The following is a 20,108-nucleotide window of genomic DNA, read 5'->3' as shown; positions in this document are numbered from 1 at the left end:
GTCGTCACGGGGTCGTCGCCGGCGCGCTCGGTCTTCCGGTGGTGGGGCCGGCCCGTCGGCGGGTGGCGGCGCGCAGCAGGTTGGGCAGCAGCACCGAGACCACCAGGAGCGCGCCGGTCACGATGTTCAGCGCCTCGTTGGTCACGTCCGACAGGCGCAGCGCGCTCTGCAGCGTGCCCAGCAGCAGCACCCCGGCCAGCACGCCGGGCATCGCGCCCCTGCCGCCGAAGATGGACACCCCGCCCAGCAGCACGGCGGCGACCACGGCCAGCTCCAGCCCGGCCCCGTTGTCGGCGCGGGCGCTGGAGTAGCGCAGCGTCCACAGCACCCCGGCGAGCCCGGCGACCGCGCCGGAGGTGACGTAGAGCCAGAACTTGAGCCGGTCCACCCGAATGCCGGAGAACCGGGCCGCCTCCTGGCCCGCGCCCGCCGCGTGCACCGCGCGCCCGACCGGGGTGGCGTGCAGCACGACGGTGAACGCGACCGCCAGCAGCACCAGCGGGAGCAGCACGTTCGGCACGCCCCCGGAGCTCCCGGTGACCCAGCCGGTGAACGAGGGCGGGTAGTCGGCGACCGCCGAGTCGCCCAGCACCACGAACGCCAGGCCCCGGAACAGGGCCATGGTGCCGATGGTGACCGCGAGCGAGGGCAGCTTGAACACCGTCACGAACAGCCCGTTCACCGCGCCCAGCAGCGCGCCGAGCAGCACGCACAGCGGCATGATCGTCTCGATGGGCAGGCCCGCGTCCCACAGCGCGCCCAGCACCGCCGAGGTCAGGCCGAGCGTGCTGGCCACCGACAGGTCGATCTCGCCGGTGATCACGACGAACGTCATCGGCAGCGCCAGCAGCGCGATCGGCAGCAGGTCCAGCACCAGGTAGCCCGCGTTGCGGGTGGTGCCGAAGCCGTCGACCAGCGCCGAGGACAGCGCCACGGCCAGCAGCGCCACCACGATGATCGCCGCGTCCCAGCCGAGCAGTCGCCTAGCGGGCACGGGAACCTCCCCTCCGCAGCGCCCTGGCCGCGCGCAGCGCCACCAGGCGGTCGAGGCCGATCGCCACGAGGATCAGCGCGCCGACGATGGTCTGCTGCCAGAACTGGTCGATCTCCAGCACCGGCAGGGCGCTGCCGATCGTGGTGAGCAGCAGCGCGCCCAGCGCCGCGCCCCACGCGGCGCCGCTGCCGCCGAAGACCGCGACGCCGCCGACGACGGCCGCCGCGACCACGGTCAGCTCGAACCCGGTGCCCGCGGCGGCGTCGACGGTGCCGAAGCGGACGGCGTGCAGCACCCCGCCGAGTCCGGCGAGCGCGCCGGAGGCGGCGAACGCGATCAGCGTGTTGCGGCCGGTCCGGATGCCCGCCAGCCGCGCGGCGCGCGGGCTGGAGCCCATGGCGTACAGCTCGCGGCCGAGGCGGAAGTCGCGCAGCAGCACCGTCGCGGCGGCGGTGACGGCGAGCGCGACGACCACCAGCCACGGCACGCCCAGCACCCCGCCGTCGGCGAACCCGAGGAAGGCGCGCGGGAGCTCGTCGGCGGTGATCTGCCCGCCGCCCGCCCAGGTGTGGATCAGACCCCGGTAGGCGTAGAGGGTGCCGAGGGTGACCACCAGCGCGGGGACGCCGCCGTAGCGCACCAGGACCGCGTTGAGCAGCCCGCACGCGGCCCCGACGCCCGCCCCCGCCAGCAGCGCGGCGGCGATCGGGGTGGCCGGGTGGTCGCGGACCAGGGAGCCGACCGCGAACGCGCTCAGGCCCAGCACGGAGCCGACCGACAGGTCGATGTTGCGGGTGATCACGACGATGGTCTGGCCCACCGCCAGGACGGTGAGGGTGGACGCGCCGAGCAGCACGTCCCGCAGGCTCTGCGCGGACAGGAAGCGCGGGTTGACCGAGGCGGTGACGGCGACCAGCGCGACGAGGCCGACGACGATGCCCAGCTCGCGGGCGCGGGTGATCGAGGACCACCGGGAGTCTTTGGGGGACAACGGTTCCCGCGTCGTGGTCATGCGGCGCGCCCCATCGCGGCGGCGACCACGCTCTCCTCGTCGGCGCGCTCGCGCGGGAGCTCCGCGACCAGGCGGCCCTCGCGCACCACGAGCACGCGGTCGGCCATGCCGAGCACCTCGGGCAGCTCGGAGGAGACCATGAGGATCGCGACGCCCTCGGCCGCGAGCGCCGACACCAGCCGGTGCACCTCGGCCTTGGCGCCCACGTCGACGCCCCTGGTGGGCTCGTCGACGATCAGCACCCTCGGGTTGGTGGCCAGCCACTTGGCCAGCACGACCTTCTGCTGGTTGCCGCCGGAGAGGGTGCCGACCGGGTCGGTGAGCCTGCCGTACCCGACCCGCAGCCGCTCGGTCCAGCGCAGCGCCTCGCGGTGCTCGGCGCGTCCGGTGAGCAGGCCCGCGACGGCCAGCTCGCGCGAGCGCGGCAGGGTGACGTTGCGCTGCACGGACAGCTCGACCAGCAGCCCCTGCTGGCGGCGGTCCTCGGGCACCAGCGCCATGCCAGCGGCCATGGCGGCGCGCGGCGAGTTCGGCCGGACCTCGCGGCCGTCGACGCGGACGGCGCCCCGGTCGCGGCGGTCGACGCCGAAGACGGCCTGCACGATCTCGGAGCGGCCCGCGCCGACCAGTCCGGCGAGGGCGACGATCTCGCCCGCGCGCACGTCGAAGTCGACGTCGGCGAACACCCCGGTCCTGGTGAGGCCGCGCACCGAGAGCACGACCTCGCCGGGGGTCACGGCCCGCTCGGGGAACAGGGCGTCCGGCTCGCGGCCGACCATGCGGCGCACCAGCTCGTCCTCGGTGACCTCGCCGATCGGGTCGGTGGAGACGTGGGCGCCGTCGCGCAGGACCGTGACGCGCTGGCAGAGCGCGGTGATCTCCTCGAAGCGGTGCGAGATGAACAGCACCGCCGCGCCGCCCGCCTGGAGGGCGCGGACGACGGAGAAGAGCCGGTCGACCTCGATGGCGGACAGGGCGGCGGTGGGCTCGTCCATGACCAGCACGCGCGCGTTCCCGGCCAGGGCCTTGGCGATCTCGACGAGCTGCTGGTCGGCGATGGAGAGCCCGCGCGCGGGCCGGTCCGCGTCGAGCCGCACGCCGAGCCGCTCGAACAGGGCGCGGGCCGTGGCGCGCACGGCGGCGCGGTCGATCCGGCGGAAGCGGCGCAGCGGGTGGGCGCCCACGGCGATGTTCTCGGCGACGCTCAGGTCCGGGAACAGGGTGGGCTCCTGGTGGATGACCGCGATGCCCGCCGCCTTGGCGTCGGCAGGCGAGGCGAAGGCGGTCGGGGCGCCGTCGACGAGCAGGGTGCCGCTGTCGGGCCGGTGGACGCCCGCGAGGACGTTGACGACGGTGGACTTGCCCGCGCCGTTCTCGCCGACCAGGGCGTGCGCCTCGCCCGCGTGCAGCGGGAACGAGCAGCCGCGCACGGCGGCGACGGCGCCGAAGGACTTGGTGACGGCGCGGACCTCCAGCGGTGGCGGCTCCTGCGTGGGCATCAGCGCCTCCGGGAATGAAAGGTTTCAATCTGGCCGTCGCGACGCTATATGAGCCCCGTCACAGCGGTCAATGGTGAAGCCGCAGTCGTCCAGGTCACGGCGATCCGGCGGTTCGGGGGTAGCGCGGGAGGTCGGCTAAATCGTTTCAAGCTGGTCGGCGGCGGGCGGTGGGAGCGGCATGGCGGGTTCGGCGCACCGGCAGGTGAGCGTCCGGGACGTGGCGACGGCGGCGGGCGTGTCGGTCGGCACGGTCTCCACCGTGCTCAACCGCCCCGGCGTGGTCAGTCCGGGGACGCGGGCGCGGGTGCACGCGGTCATGGCGGAGCTTCCCGCGCGCGGCACCCCGGTGGTGGTCGTGGACCGCACGAGGGGTGGCGGGACGCACTGCACGGTCGCGGTGGACGACGTGCTCGGCGGCGAGCTGGCGGTGGCGCACCTGCTGGAGGCGGGCCACGACCGGGTGGCCTTCGTCGGCGGCCCGATGACCGTCGGCCAGGTCCGCGACCGGCGCGAGGGCGCGCTGCGGGCGCTGCGCGGTTCGGCGGCGTCGCTGGTGGACGTGCCGACGGCGGCGCTGGCCGTGGCCGAGGGCTGGGAGGCGGGCCAGCGCTTGTCGGGGTTGCCCGCGCGGGACAGGCCGACGGCGGCGTTCTGCGCGAACGACCTGCTGGCGCTGGGGTTGTTGCAGCACTGCGTGGGCACGGGGGCGCGCATCCCGGAGGACCTGGCGATCGTGGGCTACGACGACGTCGAGTTCGCCGCGGCGGCGGCCGTGCCGCTCACGTCGGTCCGCCAGCCCCGGCGGCTGCTCGGGCGGACGGCGGCGGCGCTGCTGAAGGAGGTCCGGGAGGAGGACCACGAGCACGAACAGGTGCTCTTCACGCCCGAGCTGGTGGTGCGGGGGTCGAGCCGGGGGCGCTGAAGGTGGCCGCTGCGGGGTCCGCGCCCCCTCTCCGAGTTCCACGCGCGGAGCCCAGGGCGCCCCGGCCGCTTCACTCACACCCGGCCCTGGCCCACCCCGCCTCGACCCGGCGAATCTCGCCCCGACCAGCGGCCCTCGCCCCTCAACCACCGCCCCTCAGCCACCGGCCACCGGCCACCGGCCACCGGCCCGATCTCGCTGGGGGCCTCAGTGATCAACACCCCCGGTCACCGCCGCCCCACCCGCTCCCACTCCCGGTGGAACCCCTCCACGTGCGCCGTCACCAGCTCCGCCGCCACGTCCCCCTCCCCCACCAGCACCGCCGCCAGCACCGCCCGGTGCTCCGCGCGCAGCCGCCGCGCCGTGCCCGCCCAGTCCGGCAGCTCCGCCACCGCCCGCAGCACGGTGTGGTGGATCGCGTCGCGCAGCGCGGTCATGACGGCGGTGTTCACCGCGTTCCCCGCCGCGCGGGTGAGCGCGACGTGGAAGTCCGCGTCGAGCCGGTGGAACTCCTCGGCCCCGATGCCCGGCGCGTCCATCCGGTCCAGCAGCTCCCCCGCCGCCGCCAGCTCCGCCGCGTCCCCGCGCGCCGCCGCGGCCCGCGCCGACGCGCCCTCCAGCAGCACCCGCGTCCCGACCAGGTCGGCCAGCGGCAGCCTGCGGGTGGCCAGGTGCAGCCGCAGGGCCGCGCCGATCCCGCCCGCCGGGTCGGCGATCACCGTGGTGCCCGCGTCCGGCCCGGACCCGACGCCGCTGCGCACCACGCCGAGCGCCTGGAGCGCCCGGATCGCCTCGCGCACCGTCGAGCGGCTCACCCCCAGCTCGCCCGCGAGCCTGCGCTCGGGCGGCAGCTGCCCGCCCACCACGAGCCTGCCCGCCGCCAGCTCCGCCTCCACGTGCGCGAGCACCACCCCGAATCCGCTCACCGCAACACCCGCCCGCCCGCGCCCTGGTGTGGTCCGACCACACAGGCTACGGTGCCTGGGGTGAGAGTCGCGCTGTTCGTGACGTGCCTGGTGGACGGCCTGTTCCCCCAGGTGGGCAAGGCGACTGCCGCGCTGCTGGAGCGGCTGGGCCACGAGGTCGTCGTGCCGCGCGGGCAGACCTGCTGCGGGCAGATGCACGTCAACACCGGGTACGCCGAGCAGGCCGTGCCGGTGATCCGCAACCACGTGCGGGCGTTCGCCGACGCGGACGTGGTGGTCGCGCCCTCCGGGTCGTGCGCCGGGTCGATCCGGCACCAGCACGCGAAGGTCGCCGCCCAGCACGGGCACGCGCGGCTGGCGGAGCGGGCCGAGGAGGTCGCCGGGCGCACCTACGAGCTGTCGGAGTTCCTGGTGGACGTGCTGGGCGTGACCGACGTCGGCGCGTACTTCCCCCACCGGGTGACGTACCACCCGACGTGCCACTCGCTGCGCGTGCTCGGCGTGGGCGACAAGCCGCTGCGGCTGCTGCGCGAGGTGCGCGGCATCGACCTGGTGGAGCTGCCGGGCGCACAGACGTGCTGCGGGTTCGGCGGGACGTTCGCGCTGAAGAACTCGGAGACGTCCACGGCGATGCTGGCGGACAAGATGAGCGCGGTGCTGTCGACCGGCGCGAAGGTGCTCACGGCGGGCGACTCGTCGTGCCTGATGCACATCGGCGGCGGGCTGTCCCGGTTGCGCAGCGGCACCAGGGCGCTGCACCTGGCGGAGGTGCTGGCGGGGGTGGCGCGGTGACGTTCCTGGGGATGCCCGGCGGTACCGGGAACCTGACCGGCGAGCCGTTCCCGCGAGCGGCGCGCGAGGCGCTGGGGAACGCGCAGCTGCGCCGCAACCTCGGCAAGGCCACCGGCACGATCCGCGCGAAGCGGGCGCGGGTGGTGGCCGAGCTGCCCGACTGGGACGGGCTGCGGGCGGCCGGTGCGGCGATCAAGGACGAGGTGCTGGCGGACCTGGACACCCACCTGCTGCGGTTGGAGGAGGCGCTGACCGAGCGCGGCACGACCGTGCACTGGGCGCGCGACGCCGAGGAGGCCAACCGGATCGTCACCGACCTGGTCGCGGCCACCGGCAGCCGCGAGGTGATCAAGGTGAAGTCGATGGCGACGGCCGAGATCGGGTTGAACGAGGCGTTGGCGGAGGCCGGGATCAGCGCCGTCGAGACGGACCTGGCAGAGCTGATCGTGCAGCTGGGCGACGACCGGTCGAGCCACATCCTGGTGCCCGCGATCCACCGCAACCGGGCCGAGATCCGGGACCTGTTCCTGCGCGAGATGCCGGACGTGGACCCCGCGCTGACCGACGACCCGCGCGCGCTGGCCGAGGCGGCGCGAGCGCACCTGCGGCGCAAGTTCATGACGGTGGACGTGGCGGTGTCGGGGGCGAACTTCGCGGTGGCGGAGACCGGGGCGCTGGTCGTGGTCGAGTCGGAGGGCAACGGCCGGATGTGCCTGACGCTGCCGCGCACGCTGATCAGCGTGGTGGGCGTGGAGAAGCTGGTGCCGAGGTGGCAGGACCTGGAGGTGTTCCTGCAGCTGCTGCCGCGCTCGTCGACCGGCGAGCGGATGAACCCCTACACGTCGGTGTGGACCGGCCCGACCGAGGGCCAGACCGCGCACGTGGTGCTGGTGGACAACGGCCGCACCGCGACCCTGGCGGACCCGGACGGCAGGGCGGCGCTGCGCTGCATCCGCTGCTCCGCGTGCCTGAACTCGTGCCCGGTGTACGAGCGCGCGGGCGGCCACGCGTACGGCTCGACGTACCCCGGCCCGATCGGGGCGGTGCTGTCCCCGCAGCTGACCGGCGTGGACCGCAACCCGACCCTGCCGTACGCGTCGTCGCTGTGCGGGGTCTGCTACGACGTGTGCCCGGTGGCGATCGACATCCCGTCGATGCTGGTGCACTTGCGCGAACGGGTGGTGCGCGCGAAACCGGTGACCCCGGAGTCGGCCGCGATGCGCGGCCTGGCGTGGGCGATGACGTCACCGGGCCGGTGGCGCAGGTTCCTGCGCGCGGGCAGGCTGGGCAGACTGCTGGGCGGAAGGCGAGGCGTGATCGGCAGAATGCCACCCCCACTGGCCGCGTGGACGGACACCCGCGACCTGCCACGCCCACCGGAGCAGACGTTCCAGGACTGGTGGGAGTCACGGTGACCGCTGAACGACCTCCGGGTGAGAGTGGAGCGGAGCGACCTCCGGGCGCGGCAGGGACAACACAACCCGCGGGCGAAGCCAGGTCAGCGCGCCCCTCAGACGAGGCAGGGCCAGCGCACCCCGCGGGCGAGCCTAGGGCGACGCAGCCTGCTGAGGACGAGGCCAGGGCAGCACGGCCTTCCGGCGAGCCCAGGACAACGCAACCCGCGGGCGGCGGAGCAGGACCAGCGCACCCTTCGGCTACGGCCGACTCTGGGCGCCCCACCGGTGAGGCGGGACCAGCACAGCCTTCAGGCGCGGCTGGGCCGGACGAAGCGGGTTCGGCGTCAAGATCAAACGACACGACCTCGGCGCAAGGCCAAGTCCCGGCACGGAATTCGACCGGGACGCAGAGCCGAACTCCGCCACGGAATTCACCTTCAGCGCAGGGTGGAGTTCCAGCAGCACAGGGTCGGGCTCCAGCACAAAACTCGCCTTCCCTCCAGGACAAGGCCCCCGCACGGGGTTCGGCCCGCACCGAGGTGCTGGCCAGAATCCGCGCGGCCCTGCGCGACAAGCCCGTGGCCACCGCAGTGCCCCGCGCCTACCGCCGGGCGGGCGAGCGCGGCCCTGGCGACGTGGACCTGCTCGCCGAGCGGTTGCGCGACTACCGGGCGACCGTGACCTTCACGTCCCCCGCAGACCTGCCCAAGACCCTCTCCTCCCTGACAACGGGCAAGGTGCTGGCCGCTCCAGCCATCCCACAGGAGTGGCTGCCCGACGCGGCACGCGAGGTCACCGACCTGGCGGACCTGCGCGAGTTCGACGCGGTGGTGACCTGCTGCCGGGTGGCCGTGGCGGAAACGGGCACGATCGTGCTGGACCACGACGCCCCCGACCAGGCCGAACGCGCGTGGACCCTGGTCCCCGACCACCACGTGGTCGTGGTCCGGCGCGCCCAGGTCGTCATGGGCGTGCCGGACGCGGTCGCCGAACTGACCGGCGTGCGCACCCAGACCTGGATCAGCGGCCCGTCCGCGACCAGCGACATCGAGCTGGAACGCGTCGAGGGCGTGCACGGCCCCCGACAGCTCGACGTGGTGATCGTGTAGCCACCACGACCTACGACCGCTCCACCAGCTTCACCAACTCCACCTCCCCGTCGTCAACTCCACCTCCCCGTCGTCGAACCAACGCACCAACCACGCACCCACAGACCACGCCACACCGCATCGCGCCAGACCACACGCCGCACCCGGACCGCCCCGCCGGACACTTCATGATTTTAGTGAATCCGCAGGTAGCCCCACCACTACCCGGACAGCCTCACGAACGAGTGAACTTCCCCCTGTCCAACGAGGACAGCACCTGTCCGCGATCGCTGCCAGGGTGTGCGCCATGTCCGCACTCGACTGGAACCTGACCCTGCGCGACCAGTGGGAGCACCACTGGGAGCACCAGCTCAAGCCCAGGCTCGCCGGCCTCACCGACGCCGAGTACTCCTGGTCCCCCACCCAGGACGCCTGGAGCGTGCGCCCGCGCGGCGCCTCCCAGGCCCCCCTCCACGCGGGAGCGGGCGACTTCACCATCGACTTCGCCTTCCCCCAACCAGTCCCACCACCGTTCACCACCATCTCCTGGCGCCTCGGCCACGTCATCGTCGGCGTGCTCGCCATGCGCAACGCGGCCCACTTCGGCGCACCCCCGGCCGCCTACGAGACCTGGGACTACGCGGGCACGGCCGCAGCCGCGCTGGAGCAGTTGGAGACCCAGCTGGCGCGCTGGACCGAGGGCGTGCGCGCCCTGGACGACACCGCGCTGGCCACCCAGGTCGGCGAGAGGGAACCGGCCTTCCCCGAACGCACCATGGCCGACCTGGTCCTGCACATCCAGCGCGAGCTGATCCACCACCTGTCCGAGGTCTGCCTGCTGCGCGACCTCCACCACCACACCGGAGCGCACCGATGAGCCGCCACGTCCAGATCACCTTCGACTGCCGCTCCCCCAAGGCCCTCTCCGCGTTCTGGCGCGAGGTCCTGGGCTACGTCCACCCCGGCCCGCCCGGCGTGGACCTGCCGGAGGGCGCCGACCCCCTCCAGGCCTGGGACGAGTTCCTGGACCGGATCGGCGTTCCGGAGTCCGAGCGCGACGCCCGCTCCGCCATCGAGGACCCCGAGGGCCGCGCCCCGAGGCTGTTCTTCCAGCGGGTCCCCGAGGACAAGGTGGTGAAGAACCGGGTGCACCTGGACGTGCGCGTCGCGCCCGAGCTGCGCGGCGAGGAGCGGATGGCCGCGCTGGAGGCCGAGTGCGCGCGGGTCGTGGCGCTCGGCGCGACCAGGCTCAGCCGCACCGATCCCGCGCCACCGCTGGAAACCGGGTTCATCGTGGTCGCCGACCCGGAGGGCAACGAGTTCTGCCTGGACTGAGCCGCCGCGGGGCTACACCTCCAGCCCACCGCCCTCGTGCCACCGCAGGCTCCCGCCGCGCAACCCGACCGCCCACCGCCCCGCGACCCTGGCCAGCTCCACCGCGTCCGGCGGCGTCCGCCCCAGCCCCACGGCGATCCCGCCGTCGACCGGGCGCGGCCAGGCGTGGGCGTCGGGCGCGCCCGCCTCCGCCAGCTCCTCCAGCAGGGCGCGCACCCGCCCGCGCAGCCGCCCGGCGTCGTCGGCTCGGGCGAGCGCCCACGCGCGGTGCCTGCGGTGCAGCTCGGGCCGCTCCCGCCTGCTCTCCGGGAACTCCCAGGCCCGGTACAGCTCGGCGGTCAGCAGCTCGGCGAAGTCCTCGCCGACCTGCTCGGCGCAGTCGCGCACCGGGGAGCTGGGCGTGAGCACGGTCATCGGCCCGCGCGCGGGCCCGGCGTCGCCGTCGAGCGAGACCGCGCGCCGCCAGTCCCAGGCCGCCCACGTGCCGAAGAAGTGCGTCAGCGGGTCGTCGTCGGCCTCCCGCGCGCTCACCGCCGCCAGCACCGACCACGCCACGCCAGGCAGCCCGCCGAACGGGGCCGAGTCCAGGCCCTTCACCCGCGCCCACGCCTTGACCTCGCGGGCCAGCGCGGTGAAGCGCTCCTCGTGCCCGGCCACGGCCGCGCGGATCGCCTCGGCGTCGCTGACCGCGCTGAGCGCAACCTCGCCGCTGGTCTCCCCGCGCCGCGCCACCGCCTCGGCCACCGGCACCGCACCGCTGCCGACGACCGCGATGTCCACGCCCAGCCCCGGTTCCACGACCGCGCGCACCCCCGGTCCACGCGCCCCGGTGACCACGCGCACGTCACGAGCCCCCGGCGGGACCCACGGTCCGGGCAGCGGACCGGGTTCACCGGGGACCACCGCGACCAGGTCGAGGTCGGCGTCGGGCAACGCGCACCCGGTGGCCCGCGAGCCGACCACGTGCACCTCGCCGACGCCGCGGGCCCAGTGCACGACCTCCTCCGCCCGCGCACCGAGATCAACAGCCCCGGAGGTGTCCACTTCGGACACCCAGTGCGGCTCACCACCGCCCAGCGGCACGACCGCGCGCGTCAGCATCGGCCCGTCACCGCGCCGCGACACCACCGCCAACTCGCCCACCCGCCCCCGGAACTCCCCGAGCGCCCGCGCGTCGGACAGCGCGCCGACCGAGCGCCCCAGGGTCAGGTGCGGGACGAAGTCCCTCCTCCCACCGGGAAAAGCCGCGGCCAGCGCGGCGTGCAGCAGGTGCCACGGCTCCTCGCCGTCGGCGGCCGGGTCGAGCCACACCACGTCCTCGCCGAACGCCCGCACCCCGGCCAGCCGCACGTCGAACGGCCGCACGTCCCGGACCGCGCGCGCCAGCAGGGGCACCGCCTCGTCGAAGTCCGCCTCGGGCGCGAACCCGAACAGCAGCGTGACGTGCGCGGGCCAGCGCCCGGCGCCCCGGTCGTGGGCCCGGCGCACCGGTTCGACCGCGTCCGCGACCTCCTGCGGCGGCAGCCAGACCACGGCGGTGCGCGTGGTGCGCGCGGAACTGGCGAACCGCCCCGCGGAACCCCGTTGCGCGCCAACGCCTCCGGGCTTGCCCGGAACACCGGGGACGAGGTCGGCCCGCACCCCGTAGTGGTCGGACGCGAACAGCCCGGCCGCCGTGGGCACGTCCCCGACCAGCGCGACCGACTCCACCCGCGCCGACCCGCGCAGCAGCACCCGGTCCAGCCGGGAGGACCGCCCGGTCAGCGATCCCAGCGCGGCCAGGGGGTTCGTGGCCGGGTCGAAGGTCGGCGCCCCACCGGGACCCCGCACCTCCACCCACGCGTCGCGGGCGCCCAGCGCGGACGCGGGCAGCGGGCCGCCGTCGTTGAAGTCGCCGACCACCACGACCTCACCGTCCACACCGGACAGCACCTCGGCCGCCCCCGCCAGCTCGGCCCGCCTGCGGCTCGCCCCGTCGGCGCTGTGGTCGCTGGTCAGGTGCGTGTTCACCACCACGACCGGACCGGCCGCGGTCTCCACCGTGATCGCCGCGAGCCCCTTGCGCCGGGAGAACGCGTGCCGCCCCGACTCGCGCACCGGGACCCGGCTCAGCAGCAGCAACCCGGTGTCGCCGACCTCGGCGGAGGTGGGCGCGGTGTCGAAGGTGTAGCGCTCGCGCACCCACGGCGCGGCGGCCAGCATCGCGGCCAGCTCCGGCTCGACCTCCTGCAGCGCGATCACGTCGGCGTCCGCGACCTGGAGCTCGGCCAGCAGCAGCGGGCGCCGCCGCGCGGTGCGCACGAGCTCCGGGTTGTACTTGTCCCACAACGTGTTCCACGTCAGCACCCGCAGCGACGCGCCGGGTGGGGCGGCGCCGGAACCGGGCCGCCAGCCGTCGACCGGGTGCCACGAGTGCGGCGCGCCCGCGTCGAAGAACGGCGGGCGCAGCAACCCGGCGGACCGGACCCGCCCGGCCGCCGACTGCTCGACCCGGTCGACCCCGGACGCCCGGTCCCACAGCACCTCGCCGTCCGCCTCCACGAACAGCACCCGGTGCCACGGCACCTCGGTGGGGTCGAACACGACCATCGGCACCCGCTTGACCGCGGCCCCGCGCTGGGCGACGCCGAAGGTGAACCGGGCCTGGTCGAACCGGGCGTCCCAGCGGACCCGGTGGTAGACCTGCTCGCTGGTGCGCATCAGGGCTCTCCCCCGTCGTCCTCGATCTCGCCGCTCTCGCCCAGGTACCAGGTGCGGTGCGCCTGCCACGGGTACGGCGGGCTGTAGCGGCGCAGCTGAGCGGCGCGCACGGCGGCGGGCACCGGGTGCGGCCGGGCCGCGTCACGCACGTCGAGCACCCGTTCGGGCACGAGCGCCACGACGTGGGTGAGCAGCGCGCCGCGCCTGCGGGCCGCGGCGTCCACGGGCGCGCGCAGCTGGTCGGTGAGCGAGGTGGCGTCCCACACCACGTCACCGCCGCGCGCGAGCGCCGCGTCCAGCAGACCCCTCGCCTCGTGGGCGATCGCGTCGTTCGCGGACTGGTCGGAGCGGTCGCCGCGCGCGGCGCGCAGCTCGTCGAGCGAGACCAGCTCGCCCCAACCGCGCCCGAACGTGGACTTCCCGCTGCCGGACGGCCCGATCAGGTGCAGCAGCTCGGGGTGCGGCCCGCGCAGCCGCCACGTCGCGGCCACCGCCTCCTCCACGCCCAGCACCCGCCCCTGCTCGACGGACCGGTCGCGGCCGTCGGCCCAGCACAGCGCGGAACCGCTCTCGGCCAGCAGTCCCGCGCGCAGCCCGGCGAACGGGCGCGGGCCCAGCTCGTCGGCGTGCAGCGCGGACCACGCGGTGTTGTCGCGGGCAGCCGCGTCCGGGGCGAGCGCGGCGGACACGGCGTGCAGCACCCCGAGGTCGACGGCGGTGGCCAGCCGCAGCAGCCCGGAGCGGCGCAGCTCGTCGGGGAACTCGCGGTGCGGCCCCCGGTGCAGCCCGGCGACGTCGGCGACGCGGCGGGACAGCGGAAGTCCCGTCAGGGCGGCGAGTTCGGCGGCGAGGCGGGCGCGCGGCACGGCGTGCAGCGCGGTGGCCAGCACGGCGGTGAGGCGGCGGTCGCCGAGGGCGTCGGCGGGGTCGAGCCGGGCGAGCGCGTCGGCGTCGACCGGCAGCCCGGTGGCGGCGGCGAGCGCGTCGGGGTCGGCGGGCGCGCCGGAGCGCAGGTCCCACAGCAGGGCGCGCGGGCTCAGCCCGTTGGGCACGACCGGGGCGCTCATCCAGTGCGCGTCGGTGCGCACGTGCGAGGGCCGCACCCACTTCGCGACCCGGTGGGCGAAGTCGGCCCGGTCGAACTCCTCGACCGCGCGCACCACGTAGCCCTCCTGCACCGAGGTGTCCACGCGCAACCGGCGCAGCAGGCGCTCGCTGAAGTCGCCCCGGTACAGCACCGGCGGCGTGGGCACGCCGATCCCGTGCAGGAACCCGGTGGTGGCGTCCCAGGACAGGCAGCGATCGCCGTCCCACAACGAGAAGCCGTAGAACCAGCTGTCCAGCGCGTCGTAGGCCAGCGAGTGGCGGGCGTGCACGTTCTCCCCGCAGATCCGCCACCCGGCGGGCAGGCGCGACCCGATCCGGGCTTGCAGCCCCTTGACCCAGGAGCGCGACGGGTGGTGCCCGGAGTCGAGCGAGCGCGCGTGCGAGCCGTCGCGGTAGAGCGTCGTGTTCTCCCCGTCGAGCTTCTCGGTCACCACGACCTCGCGCCCGAGCAGTCCCGCGACCCCGCCCGCCCGCACGTCGTCGGAGGTGCTCCCCGGCGACCACGGCAGGTGCGGGGTGCGGGGGTAGTGCGTCCGCATGTCCCCTCCCACCTGTGCCGACGTGGCACTGTAACCACGGCGGGGCGGGCGGATCGAGCGGTTTTCCCGCTCGGGTGGGATCAGAGCGGGATCAGGCCCGCCGGGGTGGGCCGGAAGCCGCAGGAGTCGACGCAGAACGGCGCGAGGTGGTCGTCGGGGTCCACGTGCAGCCACTCGCACCGGGCCTCCCGCGCGCCGTCCGCGGCCCGCGCCACCAGCCCCCCGCCCGACGCCCGTGCGCCGGTGCGCGGCGGTGACGAGGGTGTCGAGCGCGAACGCGTGGACCCCGCCGTCCCAGGCCACGTTGACGAACCCGACCAGCTCCGGCCCGCTCCTGGCGCACACCCAGCCCGGGCTGTGCCCGGTCACCCGGCCCCACCGGTCGTCGGCCAGGAGCCGGTGCCCGAAGCCCTCGGCGTGCAGCGCGGTGACCTCGGCGTTGGCGAAGCGGCCCCGCCACTCGTAGTCGACCACCGGGCCGGGGCAGGGCCTGCCCCGGTGTGATGACCCACGTCCGAGTGAGTCCGGACGGCAGTCCCCGTGGGAGGGGGAAGCCACCGTGCGGAACCGCGGAGTGAAAGGGAGTCCCATGCGGATGCACGCGAAGGCCACCGGACTGCTCACCGCGCTCGTCGTCGCAGGCGTCGTGCTGGCGCCCCAGGCGTCGGCGGCCGAGGCGACGTGGACCGACGTGGAGCTGATGGTGGTCCACGACCACGGCTCGGCCGTGAAGGCGCGGTTGACCTGCCCGCCGACCGAGGAGTCCACGCACCCCGACAGCCAGGCCGCCTGCGCGGCGCTGGACGCGGTGGCGGGGGACCTGGACGCGCTGCCGGTCGACGACCAGGCGCAGTGCACCTACGAGTGGATGCCGCTGACGGCGTCCGCCACGGGGATGATCAACGGGACGTCCGTGCAGTGGGAGCGGGAGTACCCGAACCAGTGCGTGCTGGACAGCACGACGGGCGTGGTGTTCGCGGTGGAGGCGCCGCAGCCCGCCTGACCGGCTGACCGGCCGAGACCGCCGGAGTGCGGACCCGACACCGGTGGCCGCCCCGTTCGGGGCGGCCACCGGGCTCTCCGGCTCACCCGACCGGCACGGGCGCCAGCTGCGCCGGGAGGTCCTGCGCGTGCAGCACGTGCAGGGTGCTCACCGCGCGGGTCAGCGCCACGTACAGGCGCTGCAACCCCCTGGGCTCGGCGGCGACCACGCGAGCGGGTTCGACCAGCAGCACCGAGTCGTACTCCAGGCCCTTGGCGAGGGTGACCGGGGCCAGCGTGAGCCGCTCCCCGTCCTCGTCACCGGGGTGGGCGCTCGGCAACCCGGCCGCGGTTAACGCGGCGCGCAGCGCGGGGACGTCCGCGTCGGCCGCGATGAGCGCCACCGAACCCTCGCCGCGCAGCGCGTCCGCGCACCCCCGCACGACCTCGTCGAGCAGCGAGCCGGGTTCGACGCGGGTCACCCGCAGCGCGCCCTCGCTGTGCCGGAACGACCGGGGCCCCGCCAGTCCGGGGGCGATGCTCGGCAGCAGCCGGGCCGCGAAGTCGATGATCTCCGCGGGCACCCGGTAGCCCCGGTCGAGCACCTCGACGTCGCCGTCCGGCCGTTCCAGGTGGTCCAGCACCTCCGACCAGTCGCGCACCGCGGACGGGCTGGTCGCCTGGGCAAGGTCGCCCAGCACGGTGCAGGCCCCGGCGACGCGGCGGGCGACGGCGCGGAAGTGCATGGGGCTCAGGTCCTGCGCCTCGTCGACCATGACGTGCCCCATCCTGGCGGGCCGCTCCACCAGCGCCGCCGCCTCGTCCAGCAGCGCCAGGTCGAGGGTGGACCACGGCATGGCCTTCACACCGCGCGGCCTGGGCGTCAGCAGGATCTCCCGCTGGTCCTCGGCGGTCAGCACGCCCTCGGCGGCGGACGCGAGCAGCGCGGGGTCGGTGAGCAGGTCGAACACCGCGCGGGCCGGGTCGATCGCGGGCCACATCCCGCGCACGGCCTGGCCGATGGCGCGGTTGCGGGTGAGCTGGGCGAGCGTGACCTGCGCGCCGGTGCTGAGCTCGATCCGGCGCAGCACGCGGTGGGCGAGGCGCTGGGCGAGCAGCTCGCGGCCCGCGCCGTAGCCGGTGCGCCGGTCGAGCAGGTTCGCCAGCTCGTGGGCCTGCTCCTCCCGCGACACCCGCCAGGTGCGGTTCCCGTGCTTGACCTCCAGGTCCTCCTCGGGCTGCCGGATGTGCGACCACAGGTGCTCGCGCAGCACCCGAGCCATGTCCAGGCCGCCCTTCACCTGCGCGGCGCGCGGCCCGTCGACGCGGGTGACGGGGAGGCCGGGGCCGGTGAGGTCGTCGATGGTGCACTGCGAGACGTCGACCTCGCCGAGGGCGGGCAGGACGTTGCGGATGTAGGACAGGAACGCCCGGTTCGGCCCGATGACGACGACCCCGCCCTCCTTGCGCAGCCGGTCCCGCTCGGAGAACAGCAGGTAGGCCAACCGGTGCAGGCCGACGGCGGTCTTGCCGGTGCCCGGCGCGCCCTGGACGCACAGCGTCCGGTCCAGCGGGGCGCGCACCAGGCGCATCTGCTCGGGCTGGATGGTGGCGACGATGTCGCGCATCGGCCCCTGGCGCGGGCGTTCGATCTCGGCCGCGAGCAGGCCGTTCCCGGCGCCGGTCGCGCCGTCCTCCAGGGACTCGTCCTCGAAGGCGGTGAGCTCGCCCGCGCGGTCGAAGCCGTAGCGGCGGCGGACCCGCACCCCCGCCGGTTCGTCCGGCGAGGCCTCGTAGAACGCGCGGGAGAGCGCGGCGCGCCAGTCGACGACCAGCGGCTCGCCCGCCTCGTCGCGCACACCCCTGCGGCCGACGTAGACGAGGTCGCTGCCGGTGGTGCGGGTGTGCGACTTCCCCCTGGTGGCGGCGTCGTTCTCGCTGTCGTAGACGTCCCCGGCCGGGTAGTCCAGGCGGCCGAAGAAGAGCGGGACGTCGTCGAAGCCGGACAGGTCCTTGACCACCTGCTTGCGGAACTCGCGCAGGGCGTGGTTGAAGAACTTGTCCACCACGGCGTCGCCCTCGGCCGCCCCGGTGGTGAGCATGGTCGAGAACTCGCCGCGCATCCGGACGAGCTCGGCGCGGCAGAGCGCCATGAAGTCGCGCTCGGCGCGGATCTCGGACTCGGCTGGGTCCTGGTCTGTCTGGTGCATGGCGATGACGGCCTCACAGGGGCGGCAGGAGCGGAGGACCCCCGTCCTGAACGGGGTCCGAGGTCAGGTCTGGGCGAGGGAGCGCCGGGGCGCCGGGTGACGACTCCGGCACGGCGGTCGGTCCCCGCAGGTGACGGGGCGGGGACCGGTGGTCCGGAGGCGCCCTTCGGGAGTGGTCCGCGGACAGTCCGGCCGGACTGGTCCAAGCGAAATAGTTCACCTGGACTATCCTAGCCGAACCACGTCGGAGGGAGCACTCATGCGGGGGGTCACCACACTGGGGCTGGCTGTGCTGCGGTTGCTCGCAGAACGGTCGCAACACCCGTACGAGTTGCAGCAACAACTGCGGGACCAGGGACTCGACCGCATCGTCAAGGTCACGCACGGGGCGCTCTACCACACGGTCGACACCCTGGCCAAGGACGAGCTGATCACGCCGGTCGAGACCACCCGCGCGGGCAAGCGGCCTGCGCGGACCGTGTACTCGATCACCGGCGAGGGCAGGCGGGTCGCCGGAGAGCGGCTGCGCGAACTGCTGACCACCACGTCCTCGGACTACCCGGTGTACTGCGCGGCGCTCGCGCTCATGTCGCTGCTGGACCCCGGTGACGCGGCCGACCGGCTGGACAGCCGCCGCGTGCGGCTGGAGAGCGAGCTGGACGCCTCGAACGCCGCGTACGACGCGCTGGTCGCACGCGGCGTCCCGCTGATCGACCTGGTCGAGGTGCGGCACGTGCAGGCCCACTTGCGGGCCGACATCGACCTCACCCGAGCGCTCGTCGAGGAAGTGCGCGACGGGCGGCTGCGCTGGCCCACCTCCGACACCGAAGGCAAGACGGAGCAGAGAGCAAGGGAATGCACAAGCTGAAAGGGAATCCCTGGGCCGTCCTCGCGACGCTGTGCCTGGGGTTCTTCATGACGTTGCTCGACACCACGGTGGTCGGCGTCGCGATGCCGGACATCGTGGGCAGGCTCGGAGCCACCTACAACGAGGTGCTCTGGGTCAGCAACGCCTACGTCCTGGTGCTGGCGGTCCTGCTGATCACCGGAGGCAGGCTGGGCGACCTGCTGGGCAAGCGGAACACCTACCTCGGGGGCGTGCTGGTCTTCACCGTCGCGTCCCTGCTGTGCGCGCTGTCGCAGGACGCGGGTCAGCTGATCGCCGCGCGGGTGCTCCAGGGCGTTGGCGCGGCGCTGCTGGTCCCCCAGACCATGTCGATCATCATCACGGTGTTCCCCGCGCACCGCAGGGGCGCCGCGCTGGGCGTCTGGGGCGCGGTGGCGGGCGTGGCCACCATCGCGGGTCCCCCGCTGGGCGGGCTGCTGGTCACCTCCTTCGACTGGCGCTGGATCTTCACCGTCAACGTGCCGATCGGCGCCGCCGTCCTGCTGCTCGCCCCCCTGGTGATCCCCGCGACGCCAGGGCCGCCGCGCGCGGGCGCGTTCGACCTGCGCGGCGCGGTGCTGGTGACGCTCGGCCTGTCCTGCCTGGCCTACGGGCTGCAGGAGGGGCAGCGGTACGGGTGGGGGACGGTGTGGTCGTTCGTCAGCATCCCCCTGCTGCTGGCGCTGGGCGTGGCGCTGCTCGCGCTGTTCGCGCTCGTCGAGCGCTCTCCGGGTGGACGGCAGCCGCTGGTGCCGTTCGCGCTGTTCCGGGCGCGCGACTTCGCGCTGATGAACGCCGGTGCGGTCGGGCTGTCCGTGGGGATCATGAGCATGGCGATCGGCTTCCAGCTGTACGCCCAGTCCGTGCTGGGCATGTCGGCGCTGGCCGCGGGCGCGGCGAGCGCGCCGATGTCGGTGGCGTCCATCCTGCTCGGCCCGGTCGCGGGCAGGATGGCCGACCGGATCGGCGGTCGCGCGCTGGTGGTCACCGGGTTGCTGCTGTTCGCGGCGGGCCTGGTGCTGTTCGGGATGACCACCGGGGTGGACAGCCGGGTCTGGTCGTTCCTGCCGAGCACGGTGGTGATCGGCGCGGGGCTGGGACTGGTGTTCGCGCCGCTGACCGCGACGGCGATGCGCGAGGTGTCCCCGGTGATGGCGGGCGCGGCCTCCGGGGTGCTCAACGCGACCCGGCAGCTCGGTTCGGTGCTGGGCACCGCCGGGTTCGGCGTGCTGCTGCAGAACCGGCTGGTGGACGCGCTCGGGCGGGGCGCCGAGCAGGAGGCCGCCGGGTTGCCGCCGGAGCTGCGCGAGCCCTTCCTGGACGGGGTGGCGCGGGCCGCGGCCAGTGGTGTGCGGTTCGACGAGCTCCAGGCGGGCAGCGCGGTGCGGTTGCCCGACGGGGCCTCGCCCGAGGTCGCGGAACGGCTGGCGGGCGCGACGCGGCACGTGTTCTCCACCGGTTTCGTGGAGGCCATGCACAGCTCGCTGGCGCTGCCGGTCGCCGCGCTCCTGGTGGCCGCGGGGTGCTGCCTGTTCGCCGGCGGGCGCGGGGGCTCGGGCAGGCCCGAGCCGGTCCCGGTCGAGGCAAGCGCGCGGGAGCGGGGCGCGGGGGCGGGCGAGGCTCCCGCCATGGCGGGCTGAGCCCAGCCCTGCGGCGGTCGCACCGCCGCAGGGCGAACCCACGCGTCCCAGCGGTGGTGCGACCGCCGGACCGCGGGGCG

17 protein-coding genes are annotated in these 20,108 nt (G+C 74.9%); 9 read left to right on the top strand and 8 right to left on the bottom strand.

Annotation, left to right across the window (positions count from 1 at the left end):
- Window positions 1-4 precede the first annotated feature (4 nt).
- The 3 genes from CNX65_RS15445 to CNX65_RS15435 are packed head-to-tail and all read right to left on the bottom strand — an operon-like array spanning window position 5 to window position 3,505.
- Window positions 5-994, bottom strand: a complete 990-nt coding sequence (locus tag CNX65_RS15445) for an ABC transporter permease (RefSeq protein WP_096493734.1) — start codon at window positions 992-994, stop codon at window positions 5-7.
- Window positions 984-2,006: an ABC transporter permease gene (locus tag CNX65_RS15440; RefSeq protein WP_096493732.1), complete on the bottom strand. Its 1,023-nt coding sequence runs from the start codon at window positions 2,004-2,006 to the stop codon at window positions 984-986. The genes CNX65_RS15445 and CNX65_RS15440 overlap by 11 nt, the downstream gene beginning before the upstream one ends.
- Window positions 2,003-3,505 carry a sugar ABC transporter ATP-binding protein gene (locus CNX65_RS15435; protein WP_096493730.1) on the bottom strand — a complete coding sequence of 501 codons (1,503 nt, stop codon included), beginning with the start codon at window positions 3,503-3,505 and terminating at the stop codon, window positions 2,003-2,005. The genes CNX65_RS15440 and CNX65_RS15435 overlap by 4 nt, the downstream gene beginning before the upstream one ends.
- A 178-nt stretch (window positions 3,506-3,683) precedes the next feature.
- Here CNX65_RS15435 and CNX65_RS15430 point away from each other — a divergent pair, with 178 nt between their 5' ends.
- Window positions 3,684-4,427: a substrate-binding domain-containing protein gene (locus tag CNX65_RS15430; protein ID WP_096493728.1), complete on the top strand. Its 744-nt coding sequence runs from the start codon at window positions 3,684-3,686 to the stop codon at window positions 4,425-4,427.
- Between the two features lie 227 nt (window positions 4,428-4,654).
- Here the strand turns inward: CNX65_RS15430 and CNX65_RS15425 are convergent, their stop codons facing one another.
- Window positions 4,655-5,353 (bottom strand): FadR/GntR family transcriptional regulator, encoded by a 699-nt coding sequence (locus tag CNX65_RS15425; protein WP_096493726.1) that lies wholly within the window; start codon window positions 5,351-5,353, stop codon window positions 4,655-4,657.
- A 60-nt stretch (window positions 5,354-5,413) separates the two neighbouring features.
- On the opposite strand from CNX65_RS15425, the gene CNX65_RS15420 reads away from it, so the two are divergent.
- The 5 genes from CNX65_RS15420 to CNX65_RS15400 all read left to right on the top strand — a co-directional run bounded on the left by CNX65_RS15420 (window position 5,414) and on the right by CNX65_RS15400 (window position 9,965).
- On the top strand, window positions 5,414-6,145 hold the full coding sequence (locus tag CNX65_RS15420; protein ID WP_096493724.1) for a (Fe-S)-binding protein: 732 nt from the start codon (window positions 5,414-5,416) through the stop codon (window positions 6,143-6,145).
- An 11-nt stretch (window positions 6,146-6,156) separates the two neighbouring features.
- Window positions 6,157-7,560, top strand: a complete 1,404-nt coding sequence (locus CNX65_RS15415) for a lactate utilization protein B (protein ID WP_096497802.1) — start codon at window positions 6,157-6,159, stop codon at window positions 7,558-7,560.
- Between the two features lie 521 nt (window positions 7,561-8,081).
- The gene (locus CNX65_RS15410) at window positions 8,082-8,651 is read left to right on the top strand and encodes a LutC/YkgG family protein (protein ID WP_096493722.1); all 570 of its coding nucleotides are present in this window, start codon (window positions 8,082-8,084) and stop codon (window positions 8,649-8,651) included.
- Window positions 8,652-8,937: 286 nt separating this feature from the next.
- The gene (locus tag CNX65_RS15405) at window positions 8,938-9,507 is read left to right on the top strand and encodes a DinB family protein (protein WP_096497801.1); all 570 of its coding nucleotides are present in this window, start codon (window positions 8,938-8,940) and stop codon (window positions 9,505-9,507) included.
- Window positions 9,504-9,965 (top strand): VOC family protein, encoded by a 462-nt coding sequence (locus CNX65_RS15400; protein WP_096493720.1) that lies wholly within the window; start codon window positions 9,504-9,506, stop codon window positions 9,963-9,965. The genes CNX65_RS15405 and CNX65_RS15400 overlap by 4 nt, the downstream gene beginning before the upstream one ends.
- Window positions 9,966-9,977: 12 nt before the next feature.
- Here CNX65_RS15400 and CNX65_RS15395 read toward each other — a convergent pair whose 3' ends face one another.
- The 3 genes from CNX65_RS15395 to CNX65_RS37845 all read right to left on the bottom strand — a co-directional run bounded on the left by CNX65_RS15395 (window position 9,978) and on the right by CNX65_RS37845 (window position 14,526).
- The gene (locus tag CNX65_RS15395) at window positions 9,978-12,665 is read right to left on the bottom strand and encodes an RNA repair domain-containing protein (protein ID WP_096493718.1); all 2,688 of its coding nucleotides are present in this window, start codon (window positions 12,663-12,665) and stop codon (window positions 9,978-9,980) included.
- A complete protein-coding gene (locus CNX65_RS15390) occupies window positions 12,665-14,311 on the bottom strand; it encodes an RNA ligase family protein (protein WP_096493716.1) in 1,647 nt (548 codons plus the stop codon). The genes CNX65_RS15395 and CNX65_RS15390 overlap by 1 nt, the downstream gene beginning before the upstream one ends.
- A gap of 80 nt (window positions 14,312-14,391) precedes the next feature.
- Complete coding sequence (locus CNX65_RS37845; RefSeq protein ID WP_256374129.1) at window positions 14,392-14,526, bottom strand: hypothetical protein; 135 nt, start codon at window positions 14,524-14,526, stop codon at window positions 14,392-14,394.
- A gap of 374 nt (window positions 14,527-14,900) precedes the next feature.
- Here CNX65_RS37845 and CNX65_RS15380 point away from each other — a divergent pair, with 374 nt between their 5' ends.
- On the top strand, window positions 14,901-15,314 hold the full coding sequence (locus tag CNX65_RS15380; RefSeq protein ID WP_096493714.1) for an SSI family serine proteinase inhibitor: 414 nt from the start codon (window positions 14,901-14,903) through the stop codon (window positions 15,312-15,314).
- A gap of 82 nt (window positions 15,315-15,396) precedes the next feature.
- Here the strand turns inward: CNX65_RS15380 and CNX65_RS15375 are convergent, their stop codons facing one another.
- On the bottom strand, window positions 15,397-17,502 hold the full coding sequence (locus CNX65_RS15375) for a HelD family protein (RefSeq protein WP_096493712.1): 2,106 nt from the start codon (window positions 17,500-17,502) through the stop codon (window positions 15,397-15,399).
- Between the two features lie 259 nt (window positions 17,503-17,761).
- Between CNX65_RS15375 and CNX65_RS15370 the strand changes: the two genes are divergently transcribed.
- Together CNX65_RS15370 and CNX65_RS15365 are read left to right on the top strand one after the other, a co-directional pair.
- Window positions 17,762-18,370, top strand: coding sequence for a PadR family transcriptional regulator (locus tag CNX65_RS15370; protein ID WP_096493710.1), 609 nt, complete (start codon window positions 17,762-17,764; stop codon window positions 18,368-18,370).
- Window positions 18,358-20,028 (top strand): DHA2 family efflux MFS transporter permease subunit, encoded by a 1,671-nt coding sequence (locus tag CNX65_RS15365; protein ID WP_096493708.1) that lies wholly within the window; start codon window positions 18,358-18,360, stop codon window positions 20,026-20,028. The genes CNX65_RS15370 and CNX65_RS15365 overlap by 13 nt, the downstream gene beginning before the upstream one ends.
- Window positions 20,029-20,108: the final 80 nt, after the last annotated feature.

It is taken from the genome of Actinosynnema pretiosum (assembly GCF_002354875.1).
Lineage (GTDB): Bacteria > Actinomycetota > Actinomycetes > Mycobacteriales > Pseudonocardiaceae > Actinosynnema > Actinosynnema auranticum.
The sequence above is the reverse complement of the archived record's forward strand: the minus strand, read 5'-3'. Positions and strand labels throughout refer to the sequence as shown.